The organism is Streptomyces sp. NPDC002888 (genome assembly GCF_042888465.1).
Taxonomy (GTDB): Bacteria; Actinomycetota; Actinomycetes; order Streptomycetales; family Streptomycetaceae; genus Streptomyces.
Genome location: NZ_JBIAPU010000018.1, coordinates 100,651 through 114,279, shown reverse-complemented (window position 1 = coordinate 114,279; position 13,629 = coordinate 100,651). Strand labels below are relative to the sequence as shown.

Here is a 13,629-nt window from a genome sequence, read left to right as displayed (position 1 = left end):
GTGGAGAACCTGATTGCGCTGCTGATCGCGGCGCCCCTGCTCGGAGCGGCCGTCCTGCTGGTCGGTGGTCGTCGGCTCGACGCCGTCGGCCACTGGATCGGCACCGCCCTCTCGGCCGTCTCCTTCGTGCTCGGCCTCGTCCTCTTCGCCGACCTGCTCGGCAAGAACGCCGAGCACCGGACGCTGACCCAGCACCTGTACACCTGGATCCCGGTCGAGGGCTTCCAGGCGGACGTCGCCTTCCGCCTCGACCAGTTGTCGATGACGTTCGTGCTGCTGATCACGGGCGTCGGCTCGCTGATCCACCTGTACTCGGTCGGGTACATGGCGCACGACGAGCGGCGCCGCCGCTTCTTCGGCTACCTGAACCTGTTCCTCGCGGCGATGCTGCTGCTCGTCCTCGCCGACAACTACCTCCTGCTGTACGTCGGCTGGGAGGGCGTCGGTCTCGCCTCCTACCTGCTGATCGGCTTCTGGCAGCACAAGCCCAGCGCGGCCACCGCGGCGAAGAAGGCCTTCCTGGTCAACCGTGTCGGCGACATGGGCCTGTCGATCGCGATCATGCTGATGTTCACGACCTTCGGGACCTTCGCCTTCGGTCCGGTGCTCGGTACCCAGGAAGAGCCGGGTCTCGTCGGCGATGCCGGTGAGGGCACGCTCACCGGCATCGCCCTGATGCTGCTGCTCGCCGCCTGCGGCAAGTCCGCCCAGGTCCCGCTGCAGTCCTGGCTCGGGGACGCGATGGAGGGCCCGACCCCTGTCTCGGCCCTCATCCACGCCGCCACCATGGTGACCGCCGGCGTGTACCTGATCGTCCGCTCCGGAGCGATCTTCAACGCCGCCCCGGACGCACAGCTCGTGGTGACCATCGTCGGTGCCGTCACGCTCCTGTTCGGTGCGATCGTCGGTTGTGCGAAGGACGACATCAAGAAGGCGCTGGCCGGCTCGACCATGTCGCAGATCGGCTACATGGTGCTAGCGGCGGGCCTCGGCCCCATCGGCTACGTCTTCGCGATCATGCACCTGGTGACGCACGGCTTCTTCAAGGCCGGCCTGTTCCTCGGCGCCGGATCGGTCATGCACGGCATGAACGACGAGGTCGACATGCGCAGGTACGGCGGCCTGCGCAAGTACATGCCGATCACCTTCATCACCTTCGGGCTCGGCTACCTCGCCATCATCGGCTTCCCGGGCCTGTCCGGCTTCTTCTCCAAGGACAAGATCATCGAGGCGGCGTTCGCCAAGGGCGGCACCGAGGGCTGGATCCTCGGCGGCTGCGCCCTGCTCGGCGCGGCGATCACGGCGTTCTACATGACGCGCGTGATGCTGATGACGTTCTTCGGCGAGAAGCGCTGGCAGCCGGATGCCGAAGGCCATGAACCGCACCCGCACGAGTCCCCCAAGTCCATGACGATCCCGATGATCGTGCTGGCCTTCGGGTCGGTCTTCGCGGGCGGCCTGTTCAGCATCGGCGACCGCTTCGTGCACTGGCTGGAGCCCGTCACCGGGCACGACCACGGCGACGCCCCGATCAGCGCCCTGACGGTCACCCTCGCCACCATGGTCGTCCTCGCCGTGGGCGTGGCCGTCGCGTACGGCCAGTACGGCCGTCGCCCGGTCCCGGCCGTCGCCCCGCGCGGGTCGCTGCTCACCCGGGCCGCGCGACGTGACCTGCTCCAGGACGACTTCAACCACGTCGTCCTGGTCCGCGGCGGCGAGCACCTCACGCGGTCGCTGGTGTACGTCGACCACACCCTGGTCGACGGGGTCGTCAACGGCTCGGCGGCCTCGGTCGGTGGCCTCTCCGGGCGACTGCGCAGGCTGCAGAACGGCTTCGCGCGCTCCTACGCGGTCTCGATGTTCGGCGGTGTGGCGGTCCTCATCGCCGCGACCCTGCTGATGAGGGCGGTCTGATACCGATGTCCTTTCCCCTTCTGACAGCGACGGCGGCGCTCCCGGCCATCGGGGCGATCGCCACGGCCGCCGTACCGGCCCCTCGGCGCAACGCCGCCAAACTGCTGGCGCTGCTCGTCTCGCTCGCCACGCTCGCGCTGGCGATCACCATCCTGGTCCGCTTCGATCCCGACGGCGACCGCTACCAGCTCACCGAATCGCATGCCTGGATCAAGGACTTCGGGGTGCGGTACGAACTGGGCGTGGACGGCATCGCGGTGGCGCTCATCGCCCTGACCGCCCTGCTGATCCCGTTCATCATCCTCGCGGGCTGGCACGACGCCGACCCGCTGGAGACCGGAAGCAGCCGCTGGCGGCCGACGCAGGGCTTCTTCGCCCTGATCCTGGCCGTCGAGGCGATGGTGATCCTCTCCTTCGAGGCCACCGACGTCTTCCTCTTCTACATCTTCTTCGAAGCCATGCTCATCCCGATGTACTTCCTCATCGGCGGCTTCGGGGACCGTGCCCACGAACACGGAGAGAAGGCGGCGTCGACGCAACGGTCGTACGCCGCCGTGAAGTTCCTGCTGTACAACCTGGTCGGCGGGCTGATCATGCTGGCCGCGGTGATCGGGCTGTACGTGGTCGCCGGGAACTTCTCGCTCCAGGAGATCGCCCAGGCGCGGGCCAACGGCACGCTCGACATGGCGACCAACACCGAACGCTGGCTGTTCCTGGGCTTCTTCTTCGCGTTCGCGGTGAAGGCGCCGCTGTGGCCGCTGCACACCTGGCTGCCCAACGCCATGCAGGAGGCCACGACCCCGGTCGCCGTGCTCATCACGGCGGTCGTCGACAAGGTGGGCACCTTCGCGATGCTCCGCTTCTGCCTCCAGTTGTTCCCGGAGGCGTCGAAGTGGGCGACGCCCGTCATCCTCGTACTGGCGCTGATCAGCATCATCTACGGGGCTCTGCTCGCCGTCGGCCAGCGGGACATCAAGCGGCTGGTGGCGTACGCGTCGATCTCGCACTTCGGGTTCATCATCCTGGGCATCTTCGCGATGACCAGCCAGGGCCAGTCCGGCGCCACGCTGTACATGGTCAACCACGGGATCTCGACGGCCGCGCTGATGCTGGTCGCCGGCTTCCTGATCTCCCGGCGCGGCTCGCGGCTCATCGCCGACTACGGCGGTGTGCAGAAGGTCGCCCCGGTACTCGCCGGCACCTTCCTGATCGGTGGCCTGGCGACCCTGTCGCTGCCGGGGCTCGCGCCGTTCGTGAGCGAGTTCCTGGTCCTGGTCGGCACGTTCGCGCGATACCCGGCGATCGGCATCATCGCCACCTTCGGCATCGTGCTCGCCGCGCTCTACACCCTCGTCCTCTATCAGAGGACGATGACGGGCCCGGTGAAACCGGAGGTCGCCGCGATGCCCGACCTGCGGGTGCGTGAGCTGGTGGTCGTCACCCCGCTGATCGTGCTGCTGATCTTCCTGGGCGTCTACCCGAAGCCCCTGACGGACATCGTCAATCCGGCGGTCAAGCAGACCCTGTCCGACGTACAGAAGAAGGACCCCCAGCCCGAGGTGGAGGCGGCCAAGTGAGCGCAGTAGCCGTCCACAGCCTGTGGACAACCGCGGCCGACCCGATCTCGAAGATCGACGCGCCGAAGATCGAATACGGGCAGCTGTCGCCCACTCTGATCGTCGTGGGCGCGGCGATCATCGGAGTGCTGGTCGAGGCGTTCGTCCCGCGCAAGTCCCGCTACTACGCGCAGGTGTTCGTCTCCGTCGTCGCCCTCGCCGCGGCGTTCGCCGCGGTCGTCGCGCTCGCCGCCGACGGATACGGCACGACGAAGGCGCGCATCGCCGCGATGGGCGCCATCGCGGTCGACGGACCGGCCCTCTTCCTTCAGGGCACCATTCTGCTGACCGCCCTGGTCGGCCTGTTCACCTTCGCCGAGCGGCGGCTCGACCCGGAGACGCACGGCAACCGCGTCGACTCCTTCGCCGCGCAGGCCGCGTCCGTGCCGGGCAGCGACAGCGAGAAGGCCGCGGTGAAGGCCGGGTTCACCACGACCGAGGTCTTCCCGCTGCTGCTGTTCGCCGTCGCCGGCATGCTGATCTTCCCGTCGGCCAACGACCTGCTGACGCTCTTCGTGGCCCTGGAAGTCTTCTCGCTGCCGCTGTACCTGCTGTGCGCGCTGGCCCGCCGCAAGCGGCTGATGTCGCAGGAGGCCGCGGTCAAGTACTTCCTGCTCGGCGCGTTCGCCTCCGCGTTCACCCTGTTCGGCATCGCCCTGCTGTACGGGTACGCGGGCTCCGTGTCGTACGCGAAGATCGCGCAGGTCGTCGACGGCACGGTGAAGAACGTCGACCCGGCGCTCGCGGGCACCATGGGCAACGACGCGCTGCTGCTCGTCGGCGCCGCGATGCTCGTGATGGGCCTGCTGTTCAAGGTGGGCGCCGTGCCGTTCCACATGTGGACGCCGGACGTGTACCAGGGCGCGCCGACGCCGGTGACCGGCTTCATGGCGGCGGCGACGAAGGTGGCCGCGTTCGGTGCCCTGCTGCGGGTGCTGTACGTGGTGCTGCCGGGCCTGCGCTGGGACTGGCGGCCCGTCATGTGGGGCGTCGCGATCGTCACCATGCTGGGCGGTGCGATCGTCGCGATCACGCAGACCGACATCAAGCGACTGCTGGCGTACTCGTCCATCGCGCACGCCGGGTTCATCCTCGCGGGTGTCATCGCGACCACGCCCGACGGTGTGTCCTCGGTGCTGTTCTACCTGGCGGCGTACTCGTTCGTGACGATCGGCGCGTTCGCCGTGGTGACCCTGGTGCGCGACGCCGGAGGTGAGGCGACCCACCTGTCGAAGTGGGCGGGGCTGGGCCGTCGTTCACCGCTGGTCGCGGCCGTGTTCGCGGTGTTCCTGCTGGCCTTCGCGGGCATTCCGCTGACCTCCGGGTTCGCCGGGAAGTTCGCCGTGTTCAAGGCGGCGGCGGAGGGCGGAGCGGCCCCACTGGTCGTGGTCGGTGTGATCTCGTCGGCGATCGCGGCGTTCTTCTACATCCGCGTGATCGTGCTGATGTTCTTCAGCGAGCCGCGGCCCGAGGGCCCGACCGTCGCCGTGCCGTCGCCGCTAACGACGACGGCGATCGCCGTGGGCGTCGCGGTGACGCTGGTGCTGGGCGTGGCGCCGCAGTACTTCCTGGACCTGGCGAGTCAGGCAGGGGTGTTCGTGCGCTGAGCCGCGGCACGCGGGCGTGGGCCCCGGTTCCCTCGTGGGAGCCGGGGCCCACGCGCGTATTCAGGCGGCCGATGTCGCGGTTGTGGTCGCGGGATCCATCCCCCGCGAGCGTGCGTGTAATTCCCGGTAGCCATGCCCTGCGCGCTTCTCTGGCTCAAGGAGCCCCATGTCCCGCCCGAGCAGCATGTCCCGGTCCGTATGAGCCCCACCCCGTGACGGGGGCCATTGGACTGAGCGCCGAACGTGACGAGGAGAGCCTGTGGATAACTCGGGGGCTGTCGGTGCGGACCCCTATCGTGGAGGCAGTGGTCGAGGGACGACGTACGGGGGACAGCACGATGGGCGGGACGGGCGGGATCAGCGAGATGCCAGAGGTGACCGAGAGCGAAGCGCTCGCCACACTGCACCGGGTCTTCGGGTACGAGGCCTTCCGCGGCGAGCAGGAACCGATCATCGAGCATGTCGTGGCCGGCGGGGACGCCGTCGTCCTCATGCCGACCGGCGGCGGCAAGTCGCTGTGCTACCAGATCCCGGCCCTGGTCAGACCGGGTACGGGCGTCGTCGTCTCCCCGCTCATCGCGCTGATGCAGGACCAGGTGGACGCGTTGCGGGCGCTCGGTGTGCGCGCCGGGTTCATGAACTCCACGCAGGACTTCGACGAGCGGCGGGTGGTGCAGGCCGAGTTCCTGGCGGGCGAGCTGGACCTGCTCTATCTGGCACCGGAGCGGCTGCGTCTGGAGTCCACCCTGGACCTCCTCTCACGCGGCAAGATCTCGGTCTTCGCCATCGACGAGGCGCACTGCGTCTCCCAGTGGGGCCATGACTTCCGCCCCGACTATCTCGCCCTGTCCCTGCTCGGCGAGCGCTGGCCGGACGTGCCGCGGATCGCGCTCACGGCGACGGCCACACGCGCGACGCACCAGGAGATCACCCAACGGCTGAACATGCCGACGGCCCGCCACTTCGAGGCGAGCTTCGACCGGCCCAACATCCAGTACCGGATCGTGCCCAAGGCCGACCCCAGGAAGCAGCTGCTGAGCTTTCTGAGCGAGGAACACGCGGGCGACGCGGGCATCGTGTACTGCCTCTCGCGCAACTCGGTGGAGAAGACGGCCGAGTTCCTGTCCGCCAAGGGCATCGAGGCGGTGCCGTACCACGCGGGCCTGGACGCGGGCACGCGTGCGGCGCACCAGTCCCGGTTCCTGCGCGAGGAGGGCCTGGTCGTGGTCGCGACCATCGCCTTCGGGATGGGCATCGACAAGCCGGACGTCCGTTTCGTGGCCCACCTCGACCTGCCCAAGTCCGTCGAGGGCTACTACCAGGAGACGGGCCGGGCGGGCCGTGACGGACTGCCGTCCACGGCCTGGATGGCGTACGGACTGAACGACGTCATACAGCAGCGCAAGCTGATCCAGTCCGGCGAGGGCGACGAGGCGTTCCGCCGTCGGGCCGCCGCGCACCTCGACGCGATGCTGGCGCTGTGCGAGACCGCCCAGTGCCGCCGCGGCCAGCTTCTCGTCTACTTCGGCCAGGACCCCGAGGCGGCCGGCTGCGGCAACTGCGACACCTGCCTCACCCCGCCGGAGACCTGGGACGGCACGGTCGCGGCTCAGAAGGTGCTGTCGACGGTGGTGCGACTGCAGCGGGAACGCGGTCAGAAGTTCGGTGCCGTGCAGATCGTCGACATCCTGCTGGGGAAGCGCACGGGGAAGGTCATCCAGTTCGACCACGACCAGCTGTCGGTGTTCGGCATCGGCGACGACCTGGCCGAGGGCGAATGGCGGGGTGTCGTACGGCAGTTGCTGGCGCAGGGGCTGCTCGCGGTCGAGGGGGAGTACGGCACGCTGGTGCTGACCGAGGCCAGCGGGGCGGTGCTGCGGCGGGAGCGGGAGGTGCCGCTGCGCAAGGAGCCGAAGAAGCCGGTGACCTCGCGGTCGGCCGGGTCGTCCGGTGCGTCGGGCTCGTCGGGTTCCGGGCGGGGCGAGCGCAAGGCCAAGGCCGCAGCGGCCGAGCTGCCCGAGGAACTGCTCCCCGCCTTCGAGGCCCTGCGCGCCTGGCGTGCCGAGCAGGCCCGCGAGCAGGGCGTTCCGGCGTACGTCATCTTCCACGACGCCACGCTGCGGGAGATCGCGACCGTATGGCCCGCGTCGGTGAGAGAGCTCGGCGGGATCAGCGGGGTCGGCGAGAAGAAGCTGGCGACGTATGGGGAGGGTGTGCTGGCGGTGCTGGCCTCCCTGGGCGGGCCGTCCGGCCCGGCGCCGGAGGCCGCCGACACCGGGCCGGGCGGCTCGGCACCCGTGGGTGATGCAGGGCCGGGCGGTGCCGACGACTGGCCTGAGATGGAGGCGGAGCCGGAACCGGACGACTGGATATAGGCCCGGTGGTGTCGGCGTGGGCCGGTGGTGTCGGCCTGTGCCTCCGGTGGCAGGGCCGGGTCGGCTTGCCCACGTATGCCTGACCGCGCGGTGCGGGCCGACGTCGGCACACGGCACATGGTGTGCGGGATGCCGACGTCGGTCTCATGGCAAGGGCACCCTCACAGGGCCCGTGCCGCGTACGCCCTGACGTCCGCGTCCGAGTCCGTCGTCGCCGTGGCCAGGGCCGCGCGGGCCCCCTCGGCGGTGGTGTGCCGGGTCAGGGCCAGGACCGCGGCCTTGCGGACGTCGGCGTTCGGGTCGGCGAGCGCCTTGGCCAGGGCCGGGACGGCAACGTCGGGTACGGCGGCCGACAGAGCGGTGGCCGCACCTGCACGGACCTGCCAGGCCGGGTCGGTCTGAGCAGCCACGGCACGATCGGCCAGCGGGGCCGGGCACCCGGCAGAGGCCAACGCTTCGTAGGCGGCGCCGCGTACGAGGGCGTCGGAGTCGTGGGTGAGGGCGGTGAGGGCGGGCAGGAGGGCGTCGGTGCCGGGCCCTGCCGAAGCCCGACCCGAGCCACCGGCCTCAGCCGAAGCCCGACCTGAGTCACCGGTTCCATCCGAAGCCCGACCCGATCCACCGACCCCCGCCAAAGCCTCGCCCGACGCGCCGACCCCCGCCAAAGCCTCGCCCGACCCGCCGACCCCCGCCGCCAGTGTCCCCAGCGCCTTGGCGAACGTAACGCGGACCTCGCGGGAGGGGTCGGTGGGGGCGGACTCGGCGAGAGGGGCGACCGCGTCGACCGAGACGAGGGCGCGGACGGCCTCGATGCGGACGGAGGTGTCCGAGTCGGTGAGGGCGGGCCTGAAGAGGGCGGCGTCGCCCAGGCGCAGGGCGCGCAGGACGTCCAGGGCCGTGGCACGCACGATCGGGTCGGCGCCGCTGGTCACCGCATCGGCGAGGCGGTCGCGCAGGGCGGGCTCGGGCGGCAGCGTCTCGACGAGTTCGCGCAGTGAGGCCGCAGCGGCGGCGCGCACGCCGGCGTCGGTGTCGCGGAGAGCCGTGGCGAGCGCCGGGCCGGTTCCCGGCGGCACGGTCTCCGTCAGGACGGTGACGGCCGTTCGGCGGACGGCGGGCTCGGGGTCGGTCAAGTAGGAGGTGAGGGCGGAGAGTTCGGGTTCCTCCTCCGCGAGGGCGAGGAGAGCGACGAGGCGCGGTGAGGTCGGCATCTCCACGTCGGTCTCGAGGTGAGGGGTGCCGGCGGGCGTGGCGGTCTCCTGGCCCCTCGCCACCGGCGCCACCTCCCGTGCGCCCGCCATGGCCACCTGCTCCGGGTGGACCTCGCCGAGGTGACGGGAGGGGCCGCCGACCGGGGTGAACTCGTCGATCGGAACCAGATAGGGAGCCACGGGACGGGCCGTGAACTTCATCGCACCGGAGGGGGACTTGTGCAGGTCGAGGTGGTGGAACCAGGAGGCGTCGTCGCGCTGGGGGTGGTCGAGGCGGTCGTGGTAGAGGCCCCAGCGGGACTCCGTGCGGGCCAGGGAGGCACGCGCGGCCATCTCCGCGCAGTCGCGGATGAAGGTGACCTCCGCGCACCGCATCAGCTCGTGCGGGGTGCCCGCACCCATCTCCGCGATGTCGTCCCGCATCCGCTCGAAGGCCTCCAGAGCCAGGGAGAGGCGGGCACCGGACTTCGGCGGGGCCACGTAGTCGTTCACGAAGCGGCGCAGCTTGTACTCGACCTGAGGCTGCGGCGGGCCGCCCGGATTGCGCAGCGGGCGGTAGACCAGCTCGTGGGCCTCCCGGAGCTGGTCAAGAGGCAGCTCCCCGTCGTACGCCGGGTACTGGGACGCGTCCGCGCCCGCGAGGTCCCCGAAGACGAACGCGCCGATCATGTAGTTGTGCGGGACGCAGGCGAGGTCGCCGGCGGCGTACAGGCGGGGGACGGTCGTGCGGGCGTGGTCGTCGACGCGTACGCCGGAGGCCGAGTGGCCGCCGCACAGGCCGATCTCGGAGATGTGCATCTCGACGTCGTGGGTGCGGTAGTCGTGGCCCCGGCCGGAATGGAAGGTGCCGCGGGTGGGGCGTTCGGTGGAGTGCAGGATCGACTCGAGCGCCGAGACCGACTCCTCCGGCAGGTGGCTCAGCTTCAGGTAGACCGGGCCGCGGTCCGAGGCGACCTCCGCCGCGAACTCGGCCATCATCTGGCCCGACCAGTAGTCGGAGTCGACGAAGCGTTCGCCGTGCCGGTTGACCTGGTAGCCGCCGAAGGGGTTGGCGACGTACGCGCAGGCGGGACCGTTGTAGTCCTTGATCAGCGGGTTGATCTGGAAGCACTCGATGCCGGTCAGCTCGGCGCCCGCGTGGTACGCCATGGCGTAGCCGTCGCCCGCGTTGGTCGGGTTCTCGTACGTGCCGTACAGGTAGCCGGAGGCGGGCAGGCCCAGGCGGCCGCAGGCGCCGGTGGCGAGGACCACCGCGCCGGCGCGGACGGTGACGAACTGCCCGGTCCGGGTGTTGAAGCCCGCGGCGCCCACGGCCCGCCGGTCCGCGCCCTCGCCCGCCGTCAGCACGCGCACCGGCATCACCCGGTTCTCGATCCGGATCCGCTCGCGCATCTCGCGCCGCCGCAGCTGCCGGTACAGGACCTTCTTGACGTCCTTGCCCTCCGGCATAGGCAGCACGTAGGAGCCGGAGCGGTGGACCTGGCGGACGGCGTACTCGCCGTGCTCGTCCTTCTCGAACTTCACGCCGTACGACTCCAGCCGCTGCACCATGGCGAAGCCTCGGGTGGCGGTCTGGCGGACGGTGGACTGGTCGACGATGCCGTCGTTGGCGCGGGTGATCTCGGCGACGTAGTCGTCGGGCTCGGCGCGGCCGGGGATGACCGCGTTGTTGACGCCGTCCATGCCCATGGCGAGCGCGCCGGAGTGGCGGACGTGGGCCTTCTCGAGGAGCAGCACGTTTGCGCCGTGCTCGGCGGCGGTGAGGGCCGCCATGGTGCCGGCGGTGCCGCCGCCGATGACGAGGACGTCGCAGGTCAGTTCCTCGGCGTCGCCGATCTCGGGGATCCGCAGGGGGGTGTCCGGGGTAGCCACCAGGATGCCTTTCACGTACCGAAAGAGGTCAGGACGTCGCGCCGCAGGGCCACGCGCGCGGGGGCGTCGTGCGCCGTGCGCTCGCGCGGGCGCGGTACGTGCCGTACTGCGAGGAGGCCGCCCGCGCCGAGGAGGGCCACGCGGTCGCCGAGGAACAGCGCCTCGTCCACGTCGTGGGTGACGAAGACGACGGTCGCGCCCGTCCCGCGCAACACGTCCACCAGCAGGTCCTGCATGCCGGCGCGGGTCTGCGCGTCGAGCGCGCCGAACGGTTCGTCCATGAGAACGGCGCGCGGGTGTCCGGCCAGGGCGCGGGCGAGCTGCGCGCGCTGGCGCTGGCCGCCGGAGACGCGGTGCGGCAGATGGCGGGCGTGCTCGGCGAGTCCGACCCGGGCCAGCCACGTCTCGGCCTGCGCGCGGCGCTCGGCGCGCGCCACACCGCGGATGGCCAGCGGGAGTTCCACGTTGGCGCGCAGGGTGCGCCAGGGGAGGAGGGCGTCCTCCTGGAAGACCAGGGCGCGGTCGGAGGACGGGCCCCGCAGCGGGCGTCCGTCCTGGGCGATCTCCCCGGCGAGCGGGGACAGCAGGCCCGCCAGGGTGCGCAGAAGGGTGGACTTGCCGCAGCCCGAGGGGCCGACGACGGTGAGGATCTCGCCGGGGGCGACGTCCAGGTCGACGTCGGCGAGGGCGGGAGCGTCCGGGCGGCCCAGCGTGGTGGCGCGGAGGGTGAGGCGGGTGCCGCGCGCGGGCGCCGGTGCACTCGCCCCCGTGGCAGGGACTGTCTGCGTCTCAGACGAGGTGCTCATCGCGCGTCTCCTCGGCCTTGGGTGCGTTCTTCGGGGTGGGCTGCGGCCGCGTGGGCGGGACGGTTCGGACCCGGGCGCCGGGCACGTACGAGGTGCGTGGCAGCCAGCGGGTCAGGCGGCGGCCCAGGAGTTCCACGGTCGTGGAGGTGAGCCAGCCGAGTACGCCGATGGTGACCATGCCGACGAACACACCCGGGTAGTTGACGATCGTGTAGTCCTGCCAGGTGCGGTAGCCGACGCCGTACTGGCCGGAGATCATCTCGGCGGAGATCACACAGATCCACGAGACGCCGATGCCGACGGACAGGCCGCCGAAGATGCCGGGCAGGGCCCCCGGCAGGATCACCGAACAGAGGATGCGCCACCGGCCGCCGCCCATGGTCCGCACCGCCTCCTCCCACACGGGGGTCAGCGCGCGCACCGCGTGCCGGGTGGAGACCAGCACGGGAAAGAAGGCGGCGGTGAAGGTGATGAAGACGATGCCCTGTTCGTTGGAGGGGAACAGGAGGATCGCGACGGGGACCAGAGCGATCGCCGGGATCGGGCGGACGACTTCCAGGATCGGGCCGAGCAGGTCCTCGGCGAGCCGCGAGCGGGCCACGAGCACGCCGGTGGCCACGCCCAGCACGGCGGCCAGCAGGAAGCCGGTGACGATACGGGTGAGGCTGTCGGTGAGGTCCGTCCAGTAGTCGGGCCCGGACAGGCGGTCGGCGAAGGCGCGGGCCACGTCGGTGACCGTGGGGAACTGCGAGAAGCGCAGCCAGAGGTCGACGTCCAGGCTGGTCAGGAGCTGCCAGAGGCCGAGGGCGGCGGCGAGGGCGGCCGCCCGCAGCGCGTACCGGCCGACCGGGGGCCGGTACCGGGGCGCGCCGGTCATGAGGCATGCCCCAGAGCGTCGTCGTACGTGATGACGCGCGCTCCGCCGTGGCCGGCGACGTACGCCTGGGCGGTTTCCGGGGCGACGAAGGGCAGCAGCTGGTCGCCGTCGGCCACCCACACCGCCTTGTCGGCGAACCAGAGGGTGCCGGTGGTGGCGTCGGGGACGTAGGCCGCGCGGATGCCGTCACGGTGCCCGGCGACGTAGCGGAGCAGTTCGGCGGGTGTCTTGAAGGTCTGCGTCCGGGCTGCGCCCTTCGGCCACACCTCGCTCGCGGCCGGCGGGGGCGCGGACGAGAGCTGCTTGGCGTAGGACGAGCCGAGGGCCTTCTTGACGTACTGGTCGTCGACGAAGGAGTCCACGTCGACGTCGCCGGTCAGTTTGGCGGCCTTCAGGACGGACACGTCCTCCCTCAGGGCGGAGACGAGCTGCGGCTTGACGGCCGGGTCGAAGGTGGAGATGCCGTGGGCGCCGTTGTAGAGGTAGACGACCTCGGCGGGCAGGCCGGTGGCCTTCGCGACCTTCTCGGCGGCGTCCACGGGATGGTCGTTGAGGTAGTCGGTCGCCTCCGCCTGGGCCTTCAGGAACGCCTCCAGCACGGCCGGGCGCTCCTTCGCGAAGTCTTCGCGTGCGGTGACGCCGTGGAAGGTCGGCAGGTCGAGCTGGGCCCCGTCGTAGAGCGCCTTCGCCTTGCCCTGGAAGGCGAGCAGGCCGGGCCAGGCGACGAACTGGGAGAGCGCGTCCACGCTGCCTCCGGCGAGGGCCGAGGCGCCCACCGCGGGCTGCTGGTTGAGCTTTTCGATGCCCCTCTCCGGGTCGATGTCGGCGCGCTGGAGGGCCCGCACGAGGGTGCCGTCTGCTGCGGAGCCGACGCTCGTCGAGACCTTCTTGCCCTTGAGGTCTTTCAGGGAGGTGAGCTTGGAGCCGGGCGCGGTGACGATGGTGTTGAGGCCGCCGCGGAGGTTGTAACCGGTGACCGAGACCAGGTGGGTGGGGCGGTTGAGCTGCTTGCCCCGGGCCGCGTTGATGAGCAGCGGGAAGTCGCCCATCGAGCCGATGTCGATCTTCCCGGCGGTCATCTGGGCGGTGATGGGGGCGCCGGTGGCGTAGTCCTGCCAGGCGACCTTGTAGGTGTGGCCGTCGTGGAGGGCGTTGAGCTGCTTCTCGAAGTAGCCGAGCGAACGGAGCAGGGTGCCCGCCGTGACCGTGTTGATGGTCTTGGACTGGTAACCGACGGTCACCGTGACCGTGGAGCCGTCACCTCCGGCCGCCGCGTTGCCGCCGCAGGCGGTGAGGGGCAGGACCAGGAGGGAGGCGGCGAGGAGTGCTTTGTGCTTCATGGGACGGGGGC

8 protein-coding genes are annotated in these 13,629 nt (G+C 70.9%); 4 read left to right on the top strand and 4 right to left on the bottom strand.

Features of this window, described 5'->3' with window-relative positions; genetic code table 11:
• From nuoL to recQ, 4 genes are all read left to right on the top strand, one after another.
• Window positions 1-1,914, top strand: a complete 1,914-nt coding sequence (gene nuoL, locus ACFYWX_RS27905; RefSeq protein WP_389426857.1) for an NADH-quinone oxidoreductase subunit L — start codon at window positions 1-3, stop codon at window positions 1,912-1,914.
• A gap of 5 nt (window positions 1,915-1,919) precedes the next feature.
• Window positions 1,920-3,491 (top strand): NADH-quinone oxidoreductase subunit M, encoded by a 1,572-nt coding sequence (locus tag ACFYWX_RS27900; RefSeq protein WP_389426856.1) that lies wholly within the window; start codon window positions 1,920-1,922, stop codon window positions 3,489-3,491.
• A complete protein-coding gene (gene nuoN, locus ACFYWX_RS27895; RefSeq protein ID WP_389426855.1) occupies window positions 3,488-5,137 on the top strand; it encodes an NADH-quinone oxidoreductase subunit NuoN in 1,650 nt (549 codons plus the stop codon). The genes ACFYWX_RS27900 and nuoN overlap by 4 nt, the downstream gene beginning before the upstream one ends.
• Before the next feature lie 338 nt (window positions 5,138-5,475).
• Entirely contained in the window at window positions 5,476-7,512 is a 2,037-nt protein-coding gene (gene recQ / locus ACFYWX_RS27890; RefSeq protein ID WP_389426976.1) for a DNA helicase RecQ, read from the top strand.
• A gap of 161 nt (window positions 7,513-7,673) precedes the next feature.
• Here the strand turns inward: recQ and ACFYWX_RS27885 are convergent, their stop codons facing one another.
• Genes ACFYWX_RS27885 through ACFYWX_RS27870 form a run of 4 tightly spaced genes read right to left on the bottom strand, consistent with a single transcriptional unit; the run spans window position 7,674 to window position 13,618 of the window.
• Window positions 7,674-10,595, bottom strand: a complete 2,922-nt coding sequence (locus ACFYWX_RS27885; RefSeq protein WP_389426854.1) for a fumarate reductase/succinate dehydrogenase flavoprotein subunit — start codon at window positions 10,593-10,595, stop codon at window positions 7,674-7,676.
• A gap of 11 nt (window positions 10,596-10,606) precedes the next feature.
• Entirely contained in the window at window positions 10,607-11,401 is a 795-nt protein-coding gene (locus tag ACFYWX_RS27880; RefSeq protein WP_389426853.1) for an ABC transporter ATP-binding protein, read from the bottom strand.
• Entirely contained in the window at window positions 11,385-12,278 is an 894-nt protein-coding gene (locus ACFYWX_RS27875) for an ABC transporter permease (RefSeq protein WP_389426852.1), read from the bottom strand. Before ACFYWX_RS27875 ends, ACFYWX_RS27880 begins: the two co-directional genes overlap by 17 nt.
• On the bottom strand, window positions 12,275-13,618 hold the full coding sequence (locus tag ACFYWX_RS27870) for an ABC transporter substrate-binding protein (protein WP_389426851.1): 1,344 nt from the start codon (window positions 13,616-13,618) through the stop codon (window positions 12,275-12,277). Before ACFYWX_RS27870 ends, ACFYWX_RS27875 begins: the two co-directional genes overlap by 4 nt.
• Between the last annotated feature and the right edge of the window lie 11 nt (window positions 13,619-13,629).